22 protein-coding genes are annotated in these 22,850 nt (G+C 67.2%); 12 read left to right on the forward strand and 10 right to left on the reverse strand.

Annotation, left to right across the window (positions count from 1 at the left end; translation table 11 throughout):
* Positions 1-5: 5 nt before the first annotated feature.
* From ASC92_RS13185 to ASC92_RS13205, 5 genes are all read right to left on the reverse strand, one after another.
* The gene (locus ASC92_RS13185) at positions 6-815 is read right to left on the reverse strand and encodes an ABC transporter permease (protein ID WP_056515827.1); all 810 of its coding nucleotides are present in this window, start codon (positions 813-815) and stop codon (positions 6-8) included.
* Positions 812-1,648, reverse strand: coding sequence for an ABC transporter ATP-binding protein (locus tag ASC92_RS13190; protein WP_056515833.1), 837 nt, complete (start codon positions 1,646-1,648; stop codon positions 812-814). Before ASC92_RS13190 ends, ASC92_RS13185 begins: the two co-directional genes overlap by 4 nt.
* Before the next feature lie 20 nt (positions 1,649-1,668).
* The gene (locus ASC92_RS13195) at positions 1,669-2,652 is read right to left on the reverse strand and encodes an ABC transporter substrate-binding protein (RefSeq protein ID WP_056515834.1); all 984 of its coding nucleotides are present in this window, start codon (positions 2,650-2,652) and stop codon (positions 1,669-1,671) included.
* Between the two features lie 71 nt (positions 2,653-2,723).
* Positions 2,724-3,587 carry a creatininase family protein gene (locus ASC92_RS13200; protein ID WP_056515835.1) on the reverse strand — a complete coding sequence of 288 codons (864 nt, stop codon included), beginning with the start codon at positions 3,585-3,587 and terminating at the stop codon, positions 2,724-2,726.
* A gap of 17 nt (positions 3,588-3,604) precedes the next feature.
* The gene (locus ASC92_RS13205; protein ID WP_056515839.1) at positions 3,605-4,876 is read right to left on the reverse strand and encodes an amidohydrolase family protein; all 1,272 of its coding nucleotides are present in this window, start codon (positions 4,874-4,876) and stop codon (positions 3,605-3,607) included.
* A 408-nt stretch (positions 4,877-5,284) separates the two neighbouring features.
* Here ASC92_RS13205 and ASC92_RS13210 point away from each other — a divergent pair, with 408 nt between their 5' ends.
* The 5 genes from ASC92_RS13210 to ASC92_RS13230 all read left to right on the forward strand — a co-directional run bounded on the left by ASC92_RS13210 (position 5,285) and on the right by ASC92_RS13230 (position 10,567).
* Positions 5,285-5,797 (forward strand): spore coat U domain-containing protein, encoded by a 513-nt coding sequence (locus tag ASC92_RS13210; RefSeq protein ID WP_056515843.1) that lies wholly within the window; start codon positions 5,285-5,287, stop codon positions 5,795-5,797.
* A 10-nt stretch (positions 5,798-5,807) separates the two neighbouring features.
* Entirely contained in the window at positions 5,808-6,536 is a 729-nt protein-coding gene (locus tag ASC92_RS13215) for a molecular chaperone (protein WP_056515847.1), read from the forward strand.
* Positions 6,487-8,895, forward strand: a complete 2,409-nt coding sequence (locus ASC92_RS13220) for a fimbria/pilus outer membrane usher protein (protein WP_235505808.1) — start codon at positions 6,487-6,489, stop codon at positions 8,893-8,895. Before ASC92_RS13215 ends, ASC92_RS13220 begins: the two co-directional genes overlap by 50 nt.
* On the forward strand, positions 8,892-9,920 hold the full coding sequence (locus tag ASC92_RS13225; RefSeq protein WP_056515850.1) for a spore coat protein U domain-containing protein: 1,029 nt from the start codon (positions 8,892-8,894) through the stop codon (positions 9,918-9,920). The genes ASC92_RS13220 and ASC92_RS13225 overlap by 4 nt, the downstream gene beginning before the upstream one ends.
* A gap of 251 nt (positions 9,921-10,171) precedes the next feature.
* Positions 10,172-10,567 carry a hypothetical protein gene (locus tag ASC92_RS13230; protein ID WP_235505809.1) on the forward strand — a complete coding sequence of 132 codons (396 nt, stop codon included), beginning with the start codon at positions 10,172-10,174 and terminating at the stop codon, positions 10,565-10,567.
* Between the two features lie 77 nt (positions 10,568-10,644).
* Here the strand turns inward: ASC92_RS13230 and ASC92_RS13235 are convergent, their stop codons facing one another.
* A complete protein-coding gene (locus ASC92_RS13235) occupies positions 10,645-11,322 on the reverse strand; it encodes a TetR/AcrR family transcriptional regulator (protein WP_157609054.1) in 678 nt (225 codons plus the stop codon).
* A 150-nt stretch (positions 11,323-11,472) separates the two neighbouring features.
* Between ASC92_RS13235 and ASC92_RS13240 the strand changes: the two genes are divergently transcribed.
* Positions 11,473-12,543, forward strand: coding sequence for an asparaginase (locus ASC92_RS13240; RefSeq protein ID WP_056515860.1), 1,071 nt, complete (start codon positions 11,473-11,475; stop codon positions 12,541-12,543).
* Positions 12,544-12,642: 99 nt separating this feature from the next.
* On the opposite strand, the gene ASC92_RS13245 is transcribed toward ASC92_RS13240, so the two are convergent.
* Positions 12,643-13,464, reverse strand: coding sequence for a phosphatase PAP2 family protein (locus ASC92_RS13245; RefSeq protein WP_082519586.1), 822 nt, complete (start codon positions 13,462-13,464; stop codon positions 12,643-12,645).
* Positions 13,465-13,635: 171 nt separating this feature from the next.
* On the opposite strand from ASC92_RS13245, the gene glyQ reads away from it, so the two are divergent.
* The 6 genes from glyQ (at position 13,636) to ASC92_RS13275 (ending at position 19,726) form a co-directional block, all read left to right on the forward strand.
* Positions 13,636-14,544, forward strand: a complete 909-nt coding sequence (gene glyQ / locus ASC92_RS13250) for a glycine--tRNA ligase subunit alpha (RefSeq protein WP_056515864.1) — start codon at positions 13,636-13,638, stop codon at positions 14,542-14,544.
* Between the two features lie 18 nt (positions 14,545-14,562).
* Positions 14,563-15,114 (forward strand): metal-dependent hydrolase, encoded by a 552-nt coding sequence (locus ASC92_RS13255; RefSeq protein WP_056515867.1) that lies wholly within the window; start codon positions 14,563-14,565, stop codon positions 15,112-15,114.
* 95 nt (positions 15,115-15,209) lie between these two features.
* The gene (glyS, locus tag ASC92_RS13260; RefSeq protein WP_056515869.1) at positions 15,210-17,342 is read left to right on the forward strand and encodes a glycine--tRNA ligase subunit beta; all 2,133 of its coding nucleotides are present in this window, start codon (positions 15,210-15,212) and stop codon (positions 17,340-17,342) included.
* A 37-nt stretch (positions 17,343-17,379) separates the two neighbouring features.
* A complete protein-coding gene (gene gmhB, locus ASC92_RS13265; protein WP_056515872.1) occupies positions 17,380-17,958 on the forward strand; it encodes a D-glycero-beta-D-manno-heptose 1,7-bisphosphate 7-phosphatase in 579 nt (192 codons plus the stop codon).
* On the forward strand, positions 17,958-18,725 hold the full coding sequence (locus ASC92_RS13270; protein ID WP_056515876.1) for a lysophospholipid acyltransferase family protein: 768 nt from the start codon (positions 17,958-17,960) through the stop codon (positions 18,723-18,725). Before gmhB ends, ASC92_RS13270 begins: the two co-directional genes overlap by 1 nt.
* Before the next feature lie 17 nt (positions 18,726-18,742).
* Positions 18,743-19,726: a M48 family metallopeptidase gene (locus ASC92_RS13275; RefSeq protein WP_235505810.1), complete on the forward strand. Its 984-nt coding sequence runs from the start codon at positions 18,743-18,745 to the stop codon at positions 19,724-19,726.
* Between the two features lie 44 nt (positions 19,727-19,770).
* On the opposite strand, the gene ASC92_RS13280 is transcribed toward ASC92_RS13275, so the two are convergent.
* The 3 genes from ASC92_RS13280 to ASC92_RS13290 all read right to left on the reverse strand — a co-directional run bounded on the left by ASC92_RS13280 (position 19,771) and on the right by ASC92_RS13290 (position 22,841).
* Positions 19,771-20,541, reverse strand: coding sequence for an SDR family oxidoreductase (locus tag ASC92_RS13280; protein WP_056515878.1), 771 nt, complete (start codon positions 20,539-20,541; stop codon positions 19,771-19,773).
* A 75-nt stretch (positions 20,542-20,616) separates the two neighbouring features.
* Entirely contained in the window at positions 20,617-21,537 is a 921-nt protein-coding gene (locus tag ASC92_RS13285) for a pseudouridine synthase (protein ID WP_056515881.1), read from the reverse strand.
* Positions 21,534-22,841: a leucine-rich repeat-containing protein kinase family protein gene (locus ASC92_RS13290; RefSeq protein ID WP_056515885.1), complete on the reverse strand. Its 1,308-nt coding sequence runs from the start codon at positions 22,839-22,841 to the stop codon at positions 21,534-21,536. Before ASC92_RS13290 ends, ASC92_RS13285 begins: the two co-directional genes overlap by 4 nt.
* Between the last annotated feature and the right edge of the window lie 9 nt (positions 22,842-22,850).

The following is a 22,850-nucleotide window of genomic DNA, read 5'->3' on the forward strand; positions in this document are numbered from 1 at the left end:
AAGGTTCAATCCTGGGAAAGTTCGCTCGCGTGCCAGGAGCCCAGCGCCACCTTGGTGAGCCAGGCCATCAGCACGAAGAGCGCGACACCGGTGAGGGAAATAAGCAGAAGGGCCGCGAACATGCGCGGGATGTTCAGCTGGAAGCCCGCCTGCAGGATCTGGTAGGCCAGCCCCGCGCCCGAGCCGCCCGTGCCGGCCACGAACTCGGCCACCACGGCGCCGATCAGCGCGAGGCCGCTGGAGATGCGCAGCCCGCCGAAGAAGTACGGCAGCGCGCTCGGAATGCGCAGCCGCACCAGCTGCTGCCAGCGCGTGGCGCGGTTCAGCTTGAAATAGCTCTGCAGGTCGGGGTCGATGCTGCGCAGGCCGAGCGTGGTGTTGCTGATGATCGGGAACAGGGCCACCAGTGCCGCGCACACCGTCATCGCCGCCACCGGGTTCTTCACCCAGATGATGATCAGCGGCGCGACCGCCACGATAGGCGTCACCTGCAGCAGCACCGCGTACGGAAAGAGCGCGGTCTCGATGCGCTTGCTCTGCACGAACAGGAACGAGATCAGCACGCCCGCCACCGTCGCCAGCAGGAACGACAGCACCGTGATCTTCAGCGTGACCAGCAGTGCACTGCCCAGCGGCGCCCAGTCGGTCACCAGCGTCTGCATCATCAGGTAGGGCGAGGGCACGAGGTAGGGCGGCAGCTCCATCGCCACCACCATCCATTGCCACAGCGCGACCAGCACCACGCCGATCAGCACCGGGTAGAGCACGCGCTGCACGCGCGGCTGGCTCAGCAGAGGTTGGGCTTTCTTCTTCATCGCGCGGACTCCTCGTCGGCACTGCTGGCGCGCAGCAGGCTGTCCTGCAACTGCTTCGCGTAGCGTGCGAATTCGGGCGTCACCATGAAATCGGCGCTGCGCGGATAGGGCTCGTCGATGCGGAACTCTTCCACCACCCGACCCGGCCGCGCGGCCATCATCACCACGCGGCTCGACAGGAACACCGCCTCGTGGATCGAGTGCGTCACGAAGATCACCGTGAGTTTCTTTTTGCGCCACAGCTCCAGCAGGTCGGCATCGAGCTTGTGGCGAGTGATCTCGTCGAGCGCGCCGAAGGGCTCGTCCATCAGCAGCAGGTCGGGCTGCGTGACGAGGCCGCGCGCGATCGACACGCGCATCTGCATGCCGCCCGAGAGCGCGCGCGGCAGCGCATCGGCAAACTTTTCGAGCCCCACCAGCGCGAGCGATTCCGTCACCCGCGCGTCGGCTTCCTTGCGCGGCACGCCGGCCAGGTCCAGCGGCAGGCGCACGTTGGTCTGCACGCTGGCCCACGGCATCAGCGTGGGCGACTGGAACACGAACGACAGCTTGTGCGGGCAGCTGTGGATCTGCGCCACCGGCTTGCGCCACACCAGCAGCCGGCCGTCGCTGGGTTCGAGCATGCCTGCCACCATCTTCAACAGCGTGCTCTTGCCGCAGCCCGAGGGGCCGAGCAGCGTGACGAATTCGCCTTCGGCGATGGACAGGTCCACCGGCAGCAGCGCCTGCGTGCCGTTGGGGTAGGTCTTTTCGGCTGAAAGTATTTCGACGGCGGGCATTGTGGGCGCGAGTTCCGGCGGCGGTGCCAGCGTGTGGGGTTCGATGCGGTTCATGCGGCGGGCCTCGGAAGGGGTCAGGGCAAGACCTTCGCGTCTTTCACGAACTCGGTGCTGTAGGTCCTGGCCAGTTCGACCTTTGCGGGATCGAGCAGCTTCGCCGTCACGAGGAAGTCGTAGCTCGCCTTGGAGCGCGCATCGGTGATCACGCCGATGCCCAGCTTGCCTGCGTCGCCACCGGCGACCATGCCCATTTCCTTGAGCTTGGCCACGCTGTACGCCAACTGGTCGTCGGTCATGTTGGGGTTGTCCTTCTTGATCAGTGCGTTGGCGGGCGCCGGGTCGGCCAGGTAGCTCTTCCAGCCTTCGGCCGAGGCCTTCACGAACGCGGCAACCTGCTTGTTGCGCTCCTTCAGCGTCTTCTCCATGCACGACACCGTGTTCGCGTAGGCCGGGAAGCCGTGGTCGCTGAACATCAGCACCGTGCTCTTCACGCCAGCCTTCTGGATGGCGTAGGGCTCGGAGGTCAGGTAGCCCTGCTGCGCGGCGTTCTTGTCCGCCACGAAGGGCTGGATGTTGAAGGTGTATGGGCGCGTTTGTTCATCGGTGAAGCCGAACTTCGCCTTCAGCCACGGCCAGTAGCCACGGTTGGCCTGCGCGCCGATCAGCAGCGTCTTGCCCTTCAGGTCCTCGAACTTCTTGACGTCGTCGTGTGCGATCAGCACCTGCGGGTCCTTCTGGAAGAAGGCCGCTACGTTGACTACCGGCACGCCGCCTTCGCGCACCTGCATCATCTGGATGTCGCTCGAACCCATGATGCAGTCGGCCTGGCCGGCGGCCATCATCTGCGTGATGTTGACCTGCGGGCCGCCCATCTTGATGGTCACGTCGAGGCCGTACTTCTTGTAGATGCCGAGCGCCTGCGCCTGGTAGAAGCCGCCGTGCTCGGCCTGCGCGTACCAGTTGGTCATGTAGGTGAACTTGTCCTCGGCCTGCGCGGGCGCGGTGGCGAGGAAGGCGATGGCGGCGGCGCCGGCCAGGGACAGTGCGAAGGAGCGCATGGTGGGAACCTCTCGAAGGCTGGGGAGTTGAAGAAGCGAGAAAAGCGAAGGGGCAGTTGCAAGAAACAGGCTCAGGCGGGGTCGAAGCTCTGCTGGATGAAGCCCTGCTGGTGCCCACGTTCCCAGGTGGCTTCTTCGCGCACCACCCAGCGCAGCGCATGCAGTTCGGTCAGCGCCTGTGCCCAGCTGTCGGAGAGCGTGTCGAGGATTTCTTCGCCCTGTTCGCGCGTGGCGGTGGTGGGGTCGCCGATCACGCCGCTCGGGCCGAAGTCGCGCGAGGTCCATGCGCAGGCCGGGCGGCCGTCGGCCGACAGCAGCTTGATCGGGAAGGGCGGCGGAAAGTTGGCGACCGCGTGCTCCATGTGCACCGTCTCGGGCGCGAGCGCGAGCATCAGCGCGGTCTCGGAATGGCCCGCGTGCATCGCGAGTTTTTTCTCCTGCTCGCTCACCTGCTTGCTTGCCGCGCTCGGCAGGCGTGACACGCCGTGCGGCACCACCACGAAGTCGCCATGGCGCAGGCGCAGCTCGCGTGCCGCCATTTCCAGCACCTGCGGCTGGCCGCCGTGGCCATTGGCGAACAACAGCTTGCGAAAGCCCGAGCGATAGACCGACTCGCCGATCTCGATCACGGTAGAAAGCAGCGTGGTGCCGGTCAGCGTCATCGTGCCGGGGAAATGCAGGTGCTCCTCCGACTTGCCGTAGGTGATGGTCGGCAGCGCGAAGGCGCGCACCTCGGCGGGGAGCTTTTCGAGCGCCTTGCCCATCACGCCCGAGCAGATCACGCTGTCGACCGAGCAAGGCAGGTGCGGCCCGTGCTGCTCGATGGCGCCGCAGGGCAGCACGATGACGGTGTTCTCGCGGTCGGGCAGCGCGGCGATTTCGGTCCAGCTCAGGTAGGGCAGGAAGCGGTGGGGCGGGATGTAGCCGTGGAGCATGGGAGTCCTTGTGTGCGTTACCGGGGAAGGAAGGGCGTCGCGTCGCCGCGCGTCACGCGGCCATCGCGCAGTACCACGCGGGTGGCGGTGCGCGATGGCCAGCCATGGCGATCGGCCTGCGTGAACAGCACTAGGTCGGCGGGGCGGCCGACCAGCGTGGGCGTGGCTGGTGTGGGCGCGCGCTGCAGCCAGTCGCTGCGGCACAGCGCCTGCGACCAGGTGTCGAAGGGCTCGTCGAGCTGCGCCACGAGTGCGGCCGTGCCCAGCGCCTCTACGGGGTCGAAGCTGCCGAGCCGGCAGAAGGGGTCCTGCACGTTGTCGCTGGCGAACAGCAGCGGAATGCCGCGCTCGCGCGCTTCCTTCACCAGCGTGATGCCGCGCTGGCGCGGCGTGCGGCCGGTGACGGCGTCCTGCAGCAGAAGGTTGGTCGCGGGCAGCGAAACGACCGTGATCGGTGCGCGTGCTACCGCATCGAGTGTGGTGAAGGCCTGCGCCTCGGGCTGTGCCGCGAGCGCGCAGATGTGGCCGCAGACCACGCGGCCTTCGTAGCCGATCTCGCGCAGGATGCGGGCCGTGGTCTGCAGGCCCACGGCCGACGCGTTGAGTTCCTCGTCCACGTGCAGGTCGATGTCGAGCTCGCAGGCCTGCGCCGACACCAGCAGGTTGCGCAGCGCGTTCTCGCTCCAGTTGGTGGAGTGCACGAAGCCGCCGAGCAGCGCATGCGGCCCGGTGGCCTTGACCTGCTTCGCGAGCCGCATCGCCTGCGCCGCGTCTTCGAACAGCGGCAGCTTGATGAGGCTCACCTGTTCCAGCCGCAGCTTGCCGGCCCATTCCTGCGCCAACTCGGCCATCACCGGCCAGGCCATCGGCACCGTATCGGGCTCCCACCAGTCGACGTGCGTACGCACATGCGTGGTGCCGCATTCCCAAGCCCACTGCAGGCCGCGCGCGGCGCGCTCGCGCACATCGGCGGGCGTCCAGTGCACGCGGTCGCTCAGCATCGCGTCGATGGCGCCGAGCAGGCCGGGCCGCACCTGCTTCATGCGCGGCAGGGTGAAGGCCTTGTCGAGGTGCGTGTGGGCGTCAACGAAGCCGGGCAGCGCCAGCGTGCCGGCGAGATCCCAGTCCGTTGCCGGGGCGTCGATCCCCATCGCAGGGCGCACCGACTGCACGCGCCCGGCCTCGATCGCGATGCGCGCCAGCACGGGCACGCCGTCGCCTTGTGGCCAGTTCACCGGCAGCAGCCAGCGCGGCAGGCGCACGTTGTCGAGCAGGGCGGGAGCGTTCATGCCACCTCGTGCGCGGCGGCGCGCAGATTCAGCACCTCTTGGTGCGGCGCAGCATGGAAGCTGGTTTCGACGGGGTGACCGTTGGCGACGTGCACGTGCATGTTGTGTTTGACCGTTTAATCAGAGCAATCGGTCAAGTTACGCAAGCGACGTGCCAGGGCAGGTGCACCGGTTTGGTTCTATAGGGATTCGAGTTGCGCGATGGCCTCAAAACCTATGGCGCTTCAGTTGTGTTTCGTAACAGAAGTCACATAAATCCGCAAAAACGCAACGGATTTGCAGGAGGCCGCGAGTCTTTACGTAACATCGGCGCACTGTTTTTATCAGTTGTTAACTAAAATCCACATTTCCAAAAATGTGAACTTTGGACCTCAGTTAACCTTCTTCATTGATCTGTAGGTACTCCTCATGAAAAAACCTTCTTACCTCCTTGCAGCCATTCTTGCCCTCACGGCCACCAGCGCAGTTCTGGCAGCCACGAGCCCGGCCACTGCCACGTTCCAGGTCCTCATCACCGTGGCCAAGGCCTGTTCGGTCACCGCGGGTTCGACTTCGAACATCAACTTCGGCACGGTGGATTCCACCGCCACAGCCCTGTCCGCTACCAACAACATCAGCGTGACCTGCTCCAAGTCCACGCCCTACAACATCGGCCTGCTGCCCTCGAACAACAACACCGCCGGCGCCGGTGTGATGAGCCCCCTCGTGGCCGGCCCGGACACCGTTGCCTATCAGCTCCGCTCTGTGAGCGCGACGGGTTCCGTCTGGGGCAGCACCGCCACGGACATCGCGGTTGGCAACGGCGTAGCCGGCACCGGCACCGGCGCGGCTCAAACGATCCCGGTGTTTGCCACGGTCGCGAGTGCCAACGTAACGCCCGGCGCCTACGCCGACACCGTGACCGTCCAGGTCAACTACTGATCGATTGCCCATGCGACACCTGCTGCGTTGCACCGTTGTCCTCGCGCTTGCCTTCGTGCATGCGGTCGCTTCGGCGAGCGGACTGCAGGTTTCTCCGGTCACGCTGACGCTGCTGGCCACGCAGAACGCCGATGGTCTTTGGCTCAGCAACACCGGCGACGACGTGGTGCACGCCCAGGTGCGGGTCTATCAGTGGTCGCAGGAAAACGGTGCCGAAAAGCTGACGCCCTCGCGCGAACTCCTCGTGAGCCCGCCGGTGGTGCAGTTGGCCCCGTCCGAGCGACAGCTGATCCGTGTCATCCGCGCCGCAGCGCCTGCCGGTGCGGTCGAAAACTCGTATCGGGTCATCATCGACGAGCTGCCAGTCGAGGTGAAGGAAAAGAAGGGCCTGCAGCTCGTGCTGCGCTATTCGGTGCCCATCTTCATCGCAGCCGCGGGCGCACAGTCGACCGCGCCCCAGCTCAAATGGTCGCTGCGTGGCGAGGGCGGCCAGGCGGTGCTCGAAGTCGCCAACAGCGGCGGCATGCACGCCCAGCTTGCCGATCTGGATTTTGTCGACTCCGCCGGCCGCCGCACCGCGGTGCATGCCGGCCTGATGGGCTATGTCTTGCCAGGCGCGAGCATGCGTTGGCCCCTGAAGACGTCCGCAGAGGCTTTTGCCCCCGGCGGCGTTCTGGAAACGAAGATCAATGGCAACGCGACGCAGGAAAAAATTCCGCCGCTTCAACGCGTCCGCTGAGCGCCTGCTGCCACTGCTGCTTCTTTCCGGCCTGATGCCATTCGCAGCTCAGGCGGAGAACGCCGCAACCGGCTGGAGCTCGCTGGTGGTTGCATCCGCAGAAGCGAACCTCACCGGCCCGAGCGGCAACGACCTCTATCTGGAACTGAGCCTCAACGGGAATCCCCAGGGGCTGGTGCATTTTGGCCTGCGCGGCCGGGATCTCTGGGCCAGCGCCGCCACGCTGCGGCAGCTGGGCTTCGTGCTGCCGGCGGGCGTGTCCGATCCGGTGAGGCTCAAGAGCCTTCCCGGGGTCCAGGTGAAGTACGACACCGCAAACCAGAGCGTCGCGATCAATGCCTCCGCCGATGTGCTGCGTCTGCCGACGACGGTGGTCGACACGTCGGCGGTCATCGCGCCGAAGGCCAGCGCTTCGCCCGGTTTGCTGCTCAACTACGACCTCTATGGCACGCAGGGCCGCAACAACACGTCCAGCTTCAACGCCCTGACCGAACTGCGCGCATTCAGCGGAAGCTCGGTGTTCAGCAGCACGCAAATGACGCGTGCGACCCGCCTCGAGGGCGAGGCCTGGCAGCATGATTCCGTCCGGCTCGACACCACCTGGAGCCAATCATTCCCCGATGACATGCTGACTCTCCGCGTGGGCGACACCACCACGGCTTCGCTGCCATGGTCGCGCTCCACCCGGATCGGCGGCATCCAGCTGTCGCGCAATTTTGCGCTGCAGCCCTATCGCACCACCACGCCGCTGCCGGCTTTCCTGGGGGCGGCCGCGCTGCCTTCGCAGGTGGAGCTCTATATCAATGGCCTGCGCCAGTACACGGGCCAGGTACCGGCGGGGCCGTTCCAGCTCAACACGGTTCCGAGCATCAACGGCGCCGGCAATGCCCAGGTGGTTCTGACCGACGCCTTCGGCCGCGCGACGACGCTCGATTTCTCGCTGTACGACACGCAACGGCTGCTGGAGAAGGGCCTGTCCGACTGGTCCGTCGACCTGGGCATGGTGCGCAAGAACTACGGCCTGCGCTCGTCCGACTATGGCAGCGATCCCGCCGCCACCGGCACCTGGCGCTACGGTGTGAGCAACAGCTTCACGCTGGAGACGCACGGCGAGGCCACCAAGGGACTGGTCAAGGGCGGTGTCGGCGGCGCATGGCTGCTCGGCCAAAGCGGCGTGCTGGCAGGCGCCGTGGCGCACAGCAGCTACCAAGGCCAGACGGGCTCGCTGCTGAACCTGGGCTACAGCTGGCGCGACAACCATTTCAACTTTGCGGTCGAAGGCACCCGCACGCGCGGCGAATACCGCGATGTCGCATCGCTGTACGGCAGTGCGCCGGCACGTGGCTCGGGCCGCGCATCCGTCGGCTACACCACCAACGGCTTCGGCAGTTTCGGCCTCAGCTACCTTTACCTGCGCTATCCCACGCAGCAGCCGACGCGCCTGGCCAGCGTCTACTGGTTCACTGCGCTGGGACGCAGCGCCTCGGTGAATGTGAGCCTCAACCAGAATCTCGACGACCGGCGAGAGCGCAGCCTCTTCGTCGGCTTCACCTGGGCGCTGGACGGCAAGGTCACGGCCAGCACCGGGATGCAGCGCGACCGCGACAGCACCATCTACACCGCCGACGCGCAAAGCTCGATGCAGGGCGACGGCGGCATCGGCTGGCGTGCCGGCCTGCGCCAGGGCGGCGGCCAGAACGGCGGGCAGGCCCAGGTCGACTACCTGGGCCGCTACGGCCGAGCCATGGCGGGCATCAGCGTGCTCGGCGACAGCCGCTACGCCTATGCCGGTGCCACCGGTTCGATCGCATTCATGGGCGGCCAGCCCTTCGCGGCCCGGCGCATCGACGATGCCTTCGCGGTGGTCTCCACCGACGGCATCGCCGGCGTGCCGGTGAGGCTGGAGAACCGGGACATCGGCACCACGGACGGCCAGGGCATGCTGCTGGTGGCGCCGCTGCGCGCCTACCAGAAAAACCAGCTGTCCATCGATCCGATGCAATTGCCCGCCGACGTGAGGATCGAACGCGTGAAAACCGTTGCCACTCCGAGCGACCGCGCTGGCACGCTGGTGCGATTCGGCATCACGCCGGTGAGTGCGGCCGCGCTCCTGCTGGTGGACGAGGCGGGCAAGCCCCTGCCGCTGGGCAGCCGCGTGCGCGCCAACGCACAGGACGGCGAGCCAGCGCTGGTGGGCTTCGACGGCGCGGTGTACCTCGAGTCGCTCGAGGCGCGCAACACGCTCGATGTGCAGACACCCGGCGGCCACTGCAGGGCCAGTTTCGATTATCGCAAGGACGGCGCCGGAATTCCGCAGATCGGGCCGCTGCGCTGCGCCAGGGAGGCCAAGACGCCATGAGCCATTTTCTGACCCGCACTTTGCAGGCTCTGCGCCTGCCCTTGTTCTGCGCGCTGCTGTGGTGGCTGTCGGCGGGCAGCGCGCAGGCGCAGGTCAGTTGCACGGCGACGATGACGAACATGGCTTTCGGCACGGTCGATCTGGTCGACGGGAGCGCGCCGTCCACCACCGCCACGCTAAGCTACACCTGCACCAACACCGGCAGCAGCGCCACGTTCGCCAGGGTCTGCTTCAACATTGGCGACGGCGACCAAGGCCTCACCAACTTCAATCCGCGTGTCATGAAAGACAGCGCCGGAGATTCCTTGAAGTTCCAGCTCTATCAGGGGACGACGGGCGGCACGATCTGGGGTTCGACTGGCAACCCGACGGTGACAAGCCCCTTCGCGGTCGACATAAGCATTCCTCGCCGGAGTGGTAGCGTTTCGGGAACCAAGTCGGGAAGCGCCACCATGGCCGGGCAAATACTCGGCCTCCAGGGCACGGCGCCTCCAGGCGCGTACCAGGACAACTTCGGCACGGTTCACACCTCGATCACGCTCACGTCGAACACGAGCTCCGCGCCGACGAGCTGCGGAACGGGGGGGGCGGGCACCTTCGCCTTCGTGGTCAGCGCAACCATCGCCAAGAGCTGCCTGGTCACGGCCGATCCGCTGAACTTCGGCACCGTCGCAGGCCTGCCGGGGGCCGCCAATTCCGATCAGACCAGCACGATCAGCGTCACCTGCACGACACCCACCGCCTACACGGTCGCGCTGTTGCCATCCAACGGCGCGACGACCGGCGCCGGGGTGATGTCGCCGACGGGGGGCGTGCCCGGCAACACGGACGCGGTGGCCTACCGCCTCTACCGCGATGCCGCGCGCTCGAGCCCCTGGGGCGGCGTCACGGGCACCAACACCGTCGCGGGCACCGGCACCGGGGCGGCCCAACTGCTGACCGTGTACGGCCGCGTTCTCGGCACCAGCGCCAACGTACGGCCGGACAGCTACCGTGACGTCGTGACGGTCAACGTGACCTACTGAGCTGAACTCAGCTGCGCCGGCGGCTGCCGGCACGGAAAAGCCTGCTGGCAAATTGCGGGCAATGCGCGAAGAATAGCGCCCGGGTTACCCTCATTTTCCCGCGACTCTGCCGATAGACCAGGCTGGGCATCGATGCGATGCCTTCCACCCAGGCTGCGACGAGAGGAGTTCTCATGTCCGGAAACATGCGTCCTGCAGGGGCGACTGCGTTGCGGTCGCCGCGAACGGCTCCATCACTGGCCGCCGTGGGCATGCTGCTGCTCGCGCTTTCGTTGCAACCGGGGGTCGGTTCCGCGGAGCCGATGCGCGGCATGAACGGGGCTAGCGGCCGCTTCAGCCTGACGATGGTCGTTCTTCCGACCTTCAAGGTGCTCGAGGTCACGCCCGCGAAGGGCGGGTACGAGTACCGCGTCTGGACCAACATGACATCGGTGCTCATCAAGGGTCGCGAGTACCGGTTCGACAAGATCGGAGAAACGAGGTTCACGGTGGCCGGCAACGATGCCGATGGCCGCGACAGCCTCGGCCCCGCCTGGCGAGGCGCGATCGGTGCAATGGCTGCGGCCGCCAGTGGTGCTCAGCCGGACGCCGCAACGTCTGCGACCGGCGACGGCAGCAACGCGATGCGGGTGATGGTGACTTACTAGGCAGCAAGCAAAGCGAAAGCGCCGATTCGGTGATCGGCATCGAGCGCCCAGCCAACCTTGACCTGTGCGCGGCGCTTTCAGCCCTCGATGCCGCAACCGTTCAACACGAAAGCCACGAGTTCCCGCGCGATCGGCTCGCGATCGATCGGTGCGTCGGGCGGCAGGCCGAGCATCACGCGCGTCTGGATCGCGTAGTCGGCATAGCTCTGGGTCATGGCCCAGATGTGCATCAGCAGGATGCGCGCGTCGAGCGGGCGCATCTGCCCGCGCGCGATCCAGCCGTTGATCACGTCGATCTTCTTCTGCGTCCAGGCCCGCGCGTTGGGCCAGTAGCGGTCGAGGTTGCGGCCGCCGTCGAGGATCTCGCGCGTGAAGATGCGCGACATCTCGGGGCTGTCGAAGGCGTGGTCGAGCTTCTTGCGGATGTAGCCGCCGAGTACCGTGGCCGGGTCGCTCGCGTCCTCGAAGGAGAACACCACCTTCCACGCATGCAGCACCTGCATCAGCAGCTCTTCGTAGAGTTCTTCCTTGCCGGCGATGTAGTAGTGCAACTGGGGCTTGGTGAGACCGGCGCGCGCCGCGATGGCCTGGGTCGAGGTGCCTTTCAGCCCGTGCAGGCTGAACTCGGTGACCGCCGCGGCGCGGATCGCCGCCATGATGCGTTCGCGCCCTGGCCGTGCGCGCGACAGCGGGCCGTCGGGGGCGGGCATTTCCTGGGCGGTCGAAACGGGGAGGGCGGCTGGATCGGCGGTCATGGTGGCGAGAAGGCGCGGTGCGCGCGGCCGATGGTAATCCCTCGCGCATGACCACATGCCATGCCGGCATGAACGCGCAGGGCATGCGGGCACGGTTCATGTATCTTCCTCGCCGCCTCGAAAAATTCCACCTCAACACAGGAGTTCTCCATGTACCTTTCTCCCCGTTTCCGGGCCTTCGCGGCCGGCGCCGCAATGCTGGCGGCCAGCGCGCTCGCGCAGGCACAGCAGGCACTGCCCAACGTGGTGATCCTCGCCACCGGCGGCACCATCGCCGGAGCCGGCGCCTCGGCCGTCAACAGCGCCACGTACGCGGCCGCCAAGGTCGGCGTCGAGAAGCTGATCGCCGGCCTGCCGGAGCTCTCCAAGGTGGCCAACGTACGCGGCGAACAGGTGTTCCAGGTCGCATCGGAAAGCCTCACCAACGACAACCTGCTGACGCTGGCCAAGCGCGTGTCGGCGCTGTCGAAGCAAGCCGACGTCGACGGCATCGTCATCACGCACGGCACCGACACGCTGGAAGAAACCGCCTACTTCCTGACGCTGACGGTACACACCAACAAGCCGATCATCGTGGTCGGCTCGATGCGTCCGGGCACGGCGCTGTCGGCCGACGGCGCGCTCAACCTGTACAACGCGGTGAACGTGGCGGGCAGCAAGGACGCGATGGGCAAGGGGGTGCTGGTGACGATGAACGACAACATCGACAGCGGCCGCGACGTGAGCAAGAACGTCAACATCAAGACCAACGCCTTCTCCAGCCAGTGGGGGCCGCTGGGCATGATCGTCGAGGGCCGGAACTACTGGTTCCGCGCACCGGTCAAGCGCCACACCATGAACTCGGAGTTCGACATCGACAGCATCACCGCGCTGCCACCGGTCGAGATCGCAATGGGCTATGAAGGCGTGTCGTCGGTGGCCATCGACGCGATCGCCAAGAGCGGTGCCAAGGCGCTGATCCACGGCGGTACGGGCAATGGCTCGGTGGCTGACCGCATCGTGCCGAACCTGCAGAAGGCGCGCGCCGACGGCGTGATCGTGATCCGCAGCGCCCGCGTGCCCGATGGCTTCGTGATTCGCAATGCCGAGCAGCCCGACGACAAGTACGACTGGGTGGTGGCACATGATCTGCGTCCGCAGAAGGCGCGCATCCTGGCGATGGTCGCGCTCACCAAGACGAACAACACCAAGGAACTGCAGCGGATCTTCTGGGAATATTGAGCCCCCGGCTTTTCACGCCGCTTCGCGGCGTGTAATTCGCCACCCCCCCGAGGGGGAGGCGCGGCTCGCCTTGGGGCGGCCCGGCGGCGGCCGCCTCCGCTAGTTCCGCTCTTGCTTGCCGCGATGGTGCCGCGCGTACTCGATGCTGGCGATGCAGATCGCCAGCCACGCGCCGCCCGAGCACAGCCCCGCGAGCACGTCGCTCGGGAAGTGCGCCCGCACGAAGATGCGGCTGCAGGCCACGGTGATGACCACCGCCGTCGCCGCCATCACCGAAGGCATCCGCCAGCGCGGTGGCAGCATGCGCAGCCCCAGGTAGCCCAGCATGCCGTAGAGCACCATCGAGCCCGAGCTGTGGCCGCTCGGAAAGGAATAGCCCGATACCTGCGCGACGCCGAAGTCGTGCACCGGCCGTGTCCGCTCGAAGATGAGCTTGAGCGTGTGATTCAGCCCTGCGTTGCCCGCGACGGCCGCGACCCAGCCGATCGCGAACCCGCGATGCCCGCGCAGCCACAGCGCCGCCGCCACGACGGCGCACAGCAGCACCGCGACGATCGGGTCGCCCACGTGGGTGAGCCACGAGAACATCTCCCGCACGCCCGCCGGTGTGTGCGTGCCCACGGCGCGGCTGATCGTCTCGTCCAGCAGGCCCATCGGCCGGCCATCGCCGAGGCCTTCCGCCACTTCGGCGAACACCCAGGCCAGCGCGACCACCGACGCCGCGCCGATGGCCAGCCCGCCGAACAGCAGGCCCGTGCCCGGTTCGGGCTGTGCCGCATGCCTGCGCCGCAGGTGCTCGAAGCCCCACGCCGCGAGCCCGGCGGCCACGGTCAGCACCATCAGAAGAACCAGGAATCCGGGCCAGGCCTGGGCGCCGAGGCGCTCTCCCAGGGCGATCAATGCGGCATCTTCAACGGACATGGGCAGGGCGGGCGGATGGCAGGCGCAGGCGAGTCACGGCGTGTCGGCAGGGGTTTCAAAGGGGAGGTCGAGCATAGCGGGCCGTTCCTGACCGCCCACTGCCTCGTAAAATAGCCGGTTCGTTGCGCCGCGGGTCCTTCTCCCGCCGGGCGGCCGCCTTCACGCAGAGCCATGCTGACCTTCCAACAAATCATTCTCAAACTGCAGTCGTACTGGGCCGACAAGGGCTGCGCGCTGCTGCAACCGTACGACATGGAAGTGGGCGCGGGCACCTCGCACACCGCCACCTTCCTGCGCGCGCTCGGCCCCGAGCCCTGGAAGGCCGCGTACGTGCAGCCCAGCCGCCGCCCCAAGGACGGCCGCTACGGCGAGAACCCCAACCGCTTGCAGCACTACTACCAGTACCAGGTGGTGCTCAAGCCGGCGCCCAGCAACATCCTCGAGCTCTATCTCGGCAGCCTCGAAGCGCTGGGCTTCGACCTGAAGAAGAACGACATCCGTTTCGTGGAAGACGACTGGGAGAACCCCACGCTCGGTGCCTGGGGCCTGGGCTGGGAGGTGTGGCTCAACGGCATGGAGGTGACGCAATTCACCTACTTCCAGCAGGTCGGCGGCATCGACTGCAAGCCCATCACGGGCGAAATCACCTACGGCCTGGAGCGCCTGGCGATGTACCTGCAGCAGAAAGAAAGCATCTACGAACTGGAGTGGGCGCCGGGCGTAACCTATGGTGACGTTTACCACCAGAACGAGGTCGAGCAGTCGACCTACAACTTCGAGCACAGCGACGCCGAGTTTTTGTTCACCGCCTTCAACGCGCACGAGAAGCAGGCCAAGAACCTCATGACCGAGCAGCTCGCGCTGCCGGCCTACGAACAGGTGCTGAAGGCCGCGCACAGCTTCAACCTGCTGGACGCGCGCGGCGCGATCAGCGTGACGGAGCGTGCCGCCTACATCGGCCGCATCCGCAACCTCGCGCGCAGCGTGGCGCAGAGCTACTACGACAGCCGCGAGCGCCTTGGTTTCCCGATGGCGCCGCGCGAATGGGTCGCGCAGATGCCACCGAAGAAAGCGGCCTGATACACCACAGTACGCCCGATGCCCACCGTCTTCACCCACGTTGCCGTTCCCGTCTGTGCAGCCATTGCGCTGGGCACCCGGCGCGTGCCGGTGTCGGCGCTGCTCGCGGGCATGCTCGCGTCCATCGCGCCGGACTTCGACGGCCTGGCGTTCAAGCTCGGCATCGCCTACGGCGGCATGGCGGGCCACCGCGGCTTTACGCACACGCTGGTGTTCGCGCTGCTGCTAGGCCTCGCGGGCTGGTGGCTCGCGCCGCGCTGGGGCATGCGCCGGGCGGCGGGCTGGGCGTGGATTGCGCTGTGCACCATGTCGCATCCGCTGCTGGACATGCTCACCAACGGCGGCATCGGCATCGCCTTCTTCTGGCCGTTCAGCGACGTGCGCTATTTCAGCCCGTGGCGGCCCATCGAGGTGTCGCCGATCGCCTTGAAGAAGTTCTTCTCGCCTCGCGGCGCGCAGGTGCTGTTCAACGAGATGGCCACCGTGTGGGCGCCGCTGCTGGCGGCCGCGGTGCTCGCGCTGGTTGCGCGTCGTTCCGTGGAGCGGCGCCACGGCGCCGCTGCCGCATGAATTCGGTCTTTTCTTCTTTCCCCTCCACGGTGCCGCTTCGCTGCGTGCCCGTGACCGGTGCCGCTCGCGGCCCATTTCCAACAACGCTCTGAGCCATGTCGTCTGCCAGCCTTCTTGTCGAACTGTTTGTCGAGGAATTGCCGCCCAAGGCGCTGAAGAAGCTCGGTGATGCCTTTGCCGGCGTGCTGCGCGACCAGCTCGTGGCGCAAGGGCTCGCCGCATCCGGCGCCGTGCTCACCGCCTATGCCTCGCCGCGCCGCCTGGCTGCGCACCTCACGCACGTTGCCGAGCGCGCCGCCGACAAGGCCGTGTCGCAAAAGCTCATGCCTGTGGCCGTCGGCCTCGACGCCTCCGGCCAACCCACGCCCGCGCTGCTCAAGCGCCTGGGCGCGCTCGGCGCTGATGCGTCGGCCGTGCCCGGCCTGAAGCGTGCGATGGATGGCAAGGCCGAAGCCCTGTTCTACGAAAGCACCGCCAAGGGCGCCACGCTGGCCGAGGGCCTGCAGAAGGCCTTTGCCGAAGCGATTGCCAAGCTGCCGATCCCGAAGGTCATGAGCTACCAGCTGGAAGAGGGCAGCGAGCTGCCGGGCTGGACCAGCGTGAGCTTCGTGCGCCCCGCGCACGGCCTCGTCGCGCTGCACGGCGACACCGTGGTGCCCATCGAGGCGCTGGGCCTGAAGGCCGGCCGCGAGACGCACGGGCATCGCTTCGAGGCGGCGGTCGATCCGGTCGTGCTGCGTGATGCCAACAGCTATGCGCTGCAGATGCAGGACGAAGGCGCCGTCATCGCGAGTTTCGAGGCGCGCCGCGCCGAAATCGCGCGCCAGCTCGCCGCAGCGGCGGTGAAGGTCGGGGGCGGCTCGGTGCCGATCCACGACGACGCGCTGCTCGACGAAGTGACCGCATTGGTCGAACGCCCCAACGTGCTGGTCTGCAGCTTCGAGCGCGAGTTCCTCGAAGTGCCGCAGGAATGCCTGATCCTCACGATGAAGGCCAACCAGAAATACTTTCCGCTGCTCGACGCGTCGAGCAAGCTCACCAACAAGTTCCTGGTGGTCAGCAACATCAGCCCCGACGATGCGAGCGCAGTCGTCGAAGGCAACGAGCGCGTCGTGCGCCCGCGCCTGGCCGACGCCAAGTTCTTCTTCGACCAGGACCGCAAGAAGTCGCTGGCCTCGCGCGTCGAATCGCTGGGCAAGGTGGTCTATCACAACAAGCTTGGCACGCAGGGCGAGCGCGTGCAGCGCGTGATGCACATCGCGCGCGGCATTGCAGAGAAGCTCGGCGATGCATCGCTGGCCGCGCACGCCACGCAGGCCGCTCAACTCGCCAAGGCCGATCTCGTGACCGACATGGTCGGCGAGTTCCCCGAGCTGCAGGGCACCATGGGCCGCTACTACGCGCTGCACGACGGCCTCGATGCCTCGGTGGCCGACGCCATCGAAGACCACTACAAGCCGCGCTTCGCCGGTGATGAATTGCCGCGCAACAGCGTGGGCCTCGTGGTCGCGCTGGCCGACAAGCTCGAGACGCTGGTCGGCATGTTCGGCATCGGCAACCTGCCCACCGGCGACCGCGACCCGTTCGCGTTGCGCCGCCATGCGCTGGGGGTGCTGCGCATGCTGATCGAGAAAGACCTCGCGCTGGGGCTCGACGCCCTGCTGCAGGACGCCGCCGCGCAGTTCAAGGCCATTGACGGTTTCGACGGCGGCAAGGCCACGGTCGAACTGCAGGACTTCATCCTCGAGCGCCTCGCCGGCAGCCTGCGCGAGCAGGGCGCCAGCGCGCAAGAGGTCGACGCCGTGCTGGCCCCGCGTCCGCAGCGCCTGGGCGCGGTACCCAAGCTGCTGGCTGCGGTGCGCGCCTTTGCCGCATTGCCCGCCGCCGCCGCGCTGGCCGCCGCGAACAAGCGCATCGGCAACATCCTCAAGAAGGCGCCCGAGGCCGATGCGCACGTCAGCGAACTGCTGCTGCAGGAGCCGGCCGAGAAGGCGCTGCACGCGGCCATGGCGCAGGTCGTGCCCGCCGCCAACGCGCAGTTCGATGCCGGCGACTACACCGCCTCGCTGCAAACACTGGCCGCGCTGCGCGAGCCGGTCGACGCCTTCTTCGACGGCGTGATGGTCAACGCCGAGCAGGCCGACCTGCGGCTCAACCGGCTGGGGCTCTTGATGTCGCTGCACGCCGCGATGAACCGCGTGGCGCAGCTCGAACGGCTGGCTGTCTGACCAGATCCACGACGTCTCCCAAAGGAGCGGCACTGCCATGAAACTCGTCATCCTCGACCGCAACGGCACGATCAACGTGCACCGCGAAGACTTCGTGAAGAGCGACATCGAGTGGACGCCGCTGCCTGGTGCGCTCGAGGCCGTGGCGCGGCTCAATCACGCCGGTTGGCACGTGGTGGTGGCTTCCAACCAGTCGGGCCTGGGCCGCGGCCTGTTCGACATGGCCTCGCTCAATGCGATGCACGCCAAGATGCACAAGATGCTCGCGGCGGTGGGCGGCAAGGTCGACGCGGTGTTCTATTGCCCGCACAGTCCCGACGAGGACTGCGACTGCCGCAAGCCCAAGCCGGGCCTGTTCCTGCAGATCGGCGACCGCTACGGCATCGACCTCAAGGGCATTCCGACCTGCGGCGACAGCCTGCGCGACCTGCAGGCGGGCGCGGCCGCCGGTTGCGAGCCGCACCTGCTGCTCACGGGCATGGGGGCGGCCTGCCGCGGCGTCGATCCGCTGCCTTCCGAATACCCGGCGAACACGTTGGTCCACGACGATCTCGCCGCCTTTGTCGATTTCTTGCTTGCGCGCGAAGCGCGGGCTGTACTGCAGGTGGCTGTCTGATGGCGTTCTTTCGTTCCGTTCTCCACGCGCTGTGGATGCTGGTCACCGTGATCCCCTGGGGCATCATCATGTGCGTCAGTTCGCTCTGGAAGCGCGGCATTCCGCTCTATTGGATGGCGCAACGCTGGCTCGGCTGGGCCATCGGCGGCGCGCGCGTGCTGCTGGGCATCAAGACCCGCGTGAGCGGCATGGAAAACCTGCCGACCGACAAGCTCGCGGGCGCGGTGCTGCTGGTGAAGCACCAGTCCACGCTCGAGACCTTCCTGATGCCCACGCTGATGCCGCACCCGCTGGCCTACGTGTTCAAGAAGGAGCTGATCTACGTCCCCTTCTTCGGCTGGGCGATGGCGCGGCTGGACATGATCCACATCGACCGCAGCCAGCGCGCGCAGGCCTTCAACAAGGTGGTGAACCAGGGCCGCAAGCTGCTCGCGCAGGGCATCTGGATCATCATGTTCCCCGAGGGCACACGCATCCCGCGCGGACAGAAGGGCACCTACAAGAGCGGCGGCACGCGACTCGCCTGCGAGACCGGCGTACCGGTGATTCCCGTCGCGGTCACTTCGGCCAAGGTGTGGCCGCGCAAGGCCTTCATCAAGCGCCCGGGCGTGGTCGATGTGTCCATTGGCCCGGCCATTCCGAGCGTGGGCCGCAAGCCCGACGAGCTGATGCGCGAGGTCGAGGCCTGGATAGAGGCCGAGATGCGCCGCCTCGATCCCGAGGCCTATGCCGGCAGCCCGCAGTCTGCGCAAGAAGCGGTGAGCTGAGGAACAGAGAGCCCGGCATGGGAGGACTGCTTCAGTTCACGATGGACCTGTTCGAGGGGCTGGGCAGCGAGTTCGCGTCGCCGGCACCCGCCCCGGCGCGGCCGCGCAGGGCGAAGAAGCCAAAGCCTGCGGCACCGCCGGCGACTCTTCTTGCTCCTCCTGCCGTGGCGCCTTCGGCGCTGGACGATGAACACGCCGTGCCCGCGCCGCCGGCGGTTCCGCTTGCCGAGACGCTGGCGCTCGCGAACTTCGCGCATCCTCAAGCCACCCGCGAGGTGGTGCTCGGCTCCGCACGCGTGGCCTATGAATTCAAGCGCGGCAAGCGCAAGACCATCGGCTTTCTCGTCGGTGCCGAAGGCCTCTCGGTGCGCGCGCCACGCTGGGTGGCGCTGCGCGATGTCGATGTGGCCATCCGCGAGAAGTCCGACTGGATCCTTCGCAAGCTCGCTGAAACGCAGCAGCGCCATGCGCGCGTCGAGGCCACGCGCATCGAATGGCGGGACGGCGCTGAGTTTCCGTTCCTCGGCGAGGCGGTGGTGATCCAGCTCGACCCGAAGCACGGCTTCGCCAGCGTCGGCGGCACGCTCGATGCCGGTGACGGCACGGGGCCGCGCATCCTGCGGCTGGCGGTGGCGCAGAACGCGGCGCCTTCGCAGATCCGCGATGCGGCACAGGCCTGGCTCATGCGGCAGGCGCGGCGCCTGTTCATCGAGCGGCTCGATCATTTCGCGCCACTGCTTGGCGTGCGCTGGCAGAAGCTGTCGCTGTCGAACGCGGCCACGCGCTGGGGCAGCGCAAGCGCGGACGGGTCGATCCGGCTCAACTGGCGGCTCATTCATTTCCGCATGCCCGTGATCGACTACGTCGTTGCGCACGAACTGGCGCATCTGCGGGTGATGGACCATTCGCACCGCTTCTGGGAAACGGTCGAGAGCGTGGTGCCGGACTACGACCTGCTGCGCCGGCAATTGAAGGATGAGGCTGTGCCTCGGTGGGGGTGAGTTTTGTGTTCCGGGGCCGAGACCCGGCCCCGGAACACAAAAAATCAGCGCGCGTGCGTAACGCCCCCATCCACCACCAACGTCGACCCCATCACATAGTCCCCAGCCCGAGAGGCAAGGTAGATGGCCGCGCCCGCCATGTCTTCCGGCGTGCCGATGCGCCCCGCAGGGATGCGGCCTTTGACCTCGTCCCCGTGGTCGCGAGCGTCCTTGTTCATGTCAGAGGCGAATGCGCCGGGTGCAATCGCACTCACCGCGATGCGGTCCTGCGCCAGCCGCAACGCCATGCGGCGCGTCAGCTGGATCAGCCCGGCCTTGCTCGCCGCATACGAGTACGTCTCCTGCGGATTCACAGAAATCCCGTCGATCGACGCAATGTTGATCACCTTCGCCAGGTGATCCGTGGCGGCCTTCTTCAGCATCGGCGTCAACGCCTTCGTCAGGAAGAACGGTGTCTTCAGGTTGAGGTCCACCACCTTGTCCCAGCCGCTCTCGGGAAACTCTTCATACGGCGCGCCCCAGGCGGCCCCGGCGTTGTTCACCAGGATGTCCAGCGAGCCTTCGTGCTTCGCATAGGCATCGACCAGGGCCTGCGCGCCCTCGAGCGTCGACACGTCCGCCGGCAGCGACACGCAATGCCCGAAAGCCGACAGCTCCTTCGCCGTCTGGTCGCAGGCCGCGGCCTTGCGCGCCGAGATGTACACGCGCGCGCCCTGGGCCAGGTAGCCCTCGGCGATCATGCGGCCGATGCCGCGCGAGCCGCCGGTGATCAGCGCCGTGCGGCCCTTCAGCGAGAAGAGTTGGGTGGTGTCCATGGTGCGGGTGTCTCCTGAATGAATGAGCGATCGGGTCCAGGAAACGAGCTTAGTGCGCGCCGCCCTGCGCGAGCGTCACCTCAGTGTCAGCGACAGGCTCCGGGGGCTCGTGAAGCTGCGCAGGTCGCCGGTCACCGGGTCGAGGAACGCGACCGACCTGGCCAGCAGCTGCAAGGGCTTGCCGAAGTCGTCCGCGCCTTCGGGCAGCAGCACGGGATAGATCGGATCGTTCACGATCGGCATGCCCAGTGCCATGCAGTGCACGCGCAACTGGTGCTTGCGGCCCGTGACCGGCGAGAGCTTCAGCAGCGCATGGCCGTCGCGTACCTCCTGCACCTCGATGCGGGTTTCGGAGTTGGGCTCGCCGGGCTCTTCGCGCACGCGCATGAAGTGGTCGTCGTCGGCCAGCCGGCTGCGGTAGGTGGCGGGCACCGACGACACGCCTTCGCGCCATGGCACCACGGCCTCGTAGTGCTTGGCGATGCGGCGCTCCGGAAACATCTGCTGGTAGGCGCCGCGCGTGGCGGGCCGCACCGAGAACAGCACCAGCCCCGAGGTGCTGCGGTCGATGCGGTGCAGCGGCACGAGGTCGTCGAGCGCCAGCTTGCGCTTGAGCCGCACCAGCAGGCTCTCCTGCAGGTACTTGCCGGTGGGCGTGACGGGCACGAAGGGGGGCTTGTCGACCACCAGCAGTTCGTCGTCCCGGAACACGACCTGCTCTTCGAACGGGATGCGCGCTTCGTTGTCGAGCGTGCGGTAGTAGTACACGCGCAGCGGCGATTGATAACGGCGCGCCACCGTCACGGACACGCCGTGCTCGTCGATGACGTCGTTCGCCTCGATGCGTTCGAGCCAGGCCTCGCGCGTGATCGCGGGAAAGCGCTCGATCAGGAATTCGGCAATGGTTGGCCAGGGGCCGTGGACGAGGCCCACACAGCTCGGTCCGACGCCGTCGCGCGTGGGCAGCGGCAATTGGGGCGGTCGGCGCCGGGTCATTGCGGCAGTGCTCGCCACAGCACGGACAGGGCTTCGGCAAACGAAGGCCGCGACGCCGCGTCGGGCTGCAGGCAGCGGTCCTTCAACGCGCCCACGGCCTGCGGTGGTGCGTCGGTGCAGCGTTCGAGCAGCTCTTCCAGCAGGCAGCCGAAGGCGCGCATCTCCAGGCCTTGGAACGCACGCGTCTGCGCCGCATCGAGTGCGCCCGTCATCCACGCCGCGCCGAAGTCGCCGAGTCGGCCGCCGTCTTCCGGATGCCAGAGGATGTTGTGTGCGTAGAGGTCGCCATGAAGAATTCCTTGCGCATGCAGGTGCTGCATGGCCGAGGCGATGTCGCGGGCAATGCGCAGCGCCACATCGGACGTCCACCGCGCTTCTTCTGCATAGACGTCGCGCGTGCACGACGCAAGGCTCGGCGGCCCCGCGAGCGTGGCGAACGACCGATCGACCAGCGCCATCACCAAGCCTTCGACGCCTTCGGGATGGCCGTCGATGCGGCTCTGCGCGGCGATCAGCGTGGGGTGCGCACCAGCGGCGATGCAAGCCGCCATCTCGCTGTGCGGCCAGCCGTCGCTGGTGACCGTGCCTTTGAAGAGCTTGACCGCCACCGGCTGCGATGCGGCGCCGAGCGTCGCCTGGTGGATCACGCCCGATGCGCCTTCGCCGAGCTTCCTGCCCAGCGCCAGTTCGCGCCAGTCGATGTGCGGGACCGACTGCGCGGTGATCGCCGCGTCCTCGGCCTGTGTATCGAAAGGGTTGCCCGCGCAGGCGAGCCACGACAGGCGCGGCAACGAAGGCAGCCATGCGGGCAGCGTCTCGAAGCGGTTGGCCGAGATGCGCAGCAGTTCGAGATGCCCGAGGCCGGCCATCGACGGCGGCAGCGCGCGCAGGCGGTTGCCCGCGAGCATCAGCTTCTGCATCCGCGTGCAATTGCCGAGCGAGTCGGGCAGTTCTTCGATCTGGTTGTCCGTGAGGATCAGCCACCGCAGCGAGGGCGGCAGCGAGGCCGCCGGCACGGTGCGGATCCGGTTGGCCTTGAAGCCGACGATGTCGAGGCTGCGGCACTGGCCGATGGCTTCGGGCAGCGTGGTGAACCGGTTGTCCGAGCAGAACAGCACGCGCAGCCTGTGCAGGCGGTGGAGGTCGTCGGGCAGCGTGTCGAGCGCATTGCCCGACAGGTTCAGTACCTCGAGCGAATCGGCGAGTTCGAAGACCTCTCGCGGGAACTCGATGAGTCCGCACGAGAGATCGATTCTTCTTGCGCCTGCCAGCCGGCCCGCGCGCAGCTGAGCCAGCGTGTCCATCCGGCGAGT

Origin of the sequence: Variovorax sp. Root411 (assembly GCF_001425205.1) — a bacterium.
GTDB lineage: Bacteria > Pseudomonadota > Gammaproteobacteria > Burkholderiales > Burkholderiaceae_C > Variovorax.

What these genes read in the sequence shown, in the direction of transcription:
- ASC92_RS13245 (WP_082519586.1), bottom strand. Translation starts at nt 13,464, where the DNA reads ATGTCCGTTGAAGATGCCGCATTGATCGCCCTGGGAGAGCGCCTCGGC.
- ASC92_RS13235 (WP_157609054.1), bottom strand. Translation starts at nt 11,322, where the DNA reads ATGACCGCCGATCCAGCCGCCCTCCCCGTTTCGACCGCCCAGGAAATG.
- ASC92_RS13190 (WP_056515833.1), bottom strand. Translation starts at nt 1,648, where the DNA reads ATGAACCGCATCGAACCCCACACGCTGGCACCGCCGCCGGAACTCGCG.
- ASC92_RS13230 (WP_235505809.1), top strand. Translation starts at nt 10,172, where the DNA reads ATGCTGCTGCTCGCGCTTTCGTTGCAACCGGGGGTCGGTTCCGCGGAG.
- ASC92_RS13270 (WP_056515876.1), top strand. Translation starts at nt 17,958, where the DNA reads ATGGCGTTCTTTCGTTCCGTTCTCCACGCGCTGTGGATGCTGGTCACC.
- ASC92_RS13200 (WP_056515835.1), bottom strand. Translation starts at nt 3,587, where the DNA reads ATGCTCCACGGCTACATCCCGCCCCACCGCTTCCTGCCCTACCTGAGC.
- ASC92_RS13185 (WP_056515827.1), bottom strand. Translation starts at nt 815, where the DNA reads ATGAAGAAGAAAGCCCAACCTCTGCTGAGCCAGCCGCGCGTGCAGCGC.
- ASC92_RS13290 (WP_056515885.1), bottom strand. Translation starts at nt 22,841, where the DNA reads ATGGACACGCTGGCTCAGCTGCGCGCGGGCCGGCTGGCAGGCGCAAGA.
- ASC92_RS13275 (WP_235505810.1), top strand. Translation starts at nt 18,743, where the DNA reads ATGGGAGGACTGCTTCAGTTCACGATGGACCTGTTCGAGGGGCTGGGC.
- ASC92_RS13205 (WP_056515839.1), bottom strand. Translation starts at nt 4,876, where the DNA reads ATGAACGCTCCCGCCCTGCTCGACAACGTGCGCCTGCCGCGCTGGCTG.
- ASC92_RS13280 (WP_056515878.1), bottom strand. Translation starts at nt 20,541, where the DNA reads ATGGACACCACCCAACTCTTCTCGCTGAAGGGCCGCACGGCGCTGATC.
- ASC92_RS13225 (WP_056515850.1), top strand. Translation starts at nt 8,892, where the DNA reads ATGAGCCATTTTCTGACCCGCACTTTGCAGGCTCTGCGCCTGCCCTTG.
- gmhB (WP_056515872.1), top strand. Translation starts at nt 17,380, where the DNA reads ATGAAACTCGTCATCCTCGACCGCAACGGCACGATCAACGTGCACCGC.
- ASC92_RS13240 (WP_056515860.1), top strand. Translation starts at nt 11,473, where the DNA reads ATGTACCTTTCTCCCCGTTTCCGGGCCTTCGCGGCCGGCGCCGCAATG.
- ASC92_RS13195 (WP_056515834.1), bottom strand. Translation starts at nt 2,652, where the DNA reads ATGCGCTCCTTCGCACTGTCCCTGGCCGGCGCCGCCGCCATCGCCTTC.
- glyQ (WP_056515864.1), top strand. Translation starts at nt 13,636, where the DNA reads ATGCTGACCTTCCAACAAATCATTCTCAAACTGCAGTCGTACTGGGCC.
- ASC92_RS13210 (WP_056515843.1), top strand. Translation starts at nt 5,285, where the DNA reads ATGAAAAAACCTTCTTACCTCCTTGCAGCCATTCTTGCCCTCACGGCC.
- glyS (WP_056515869.1), top strand. Translation starts at nt 15,210, where the DNA reads ATGTCGTCTGCCAGCCTTCTTGTCGAACTGTTTGTCGAGGAATTGCCG.
- ASC92_RS13215 (WP_056515847.1), top strand. Translation starts at nt 5,808, where the DNA reads ATGCGACACCTGCTGCGTTGCACCGTTGTCCTCGCGCTTGCCTTCGTG.
- ASC92_RS13220 (WP_235505808.1), top strand. Translation starts at nt 6,487, where the DNA reads ATGGCAACGCGACGCAGGAAAAAATTCCGCCGCTTCAACGCGTCCGCT.
- ASC92_RS13255 (WP_056515867.1), top strand. Translation starts at nt 14,563, where the DNA reads ATGCCCACCGTCTTCACCCACGTTGCCGTTCCCGTCTGTGCAGCCATT.
- ASC92_RS13285 (WP_056515881.1), bottom strand. Translation starts at nt 21,537, where the DNA reads ATGACCCGGCGCCGACCGCCCCAATTGCCGCTGCCCACGCGCGACGGC.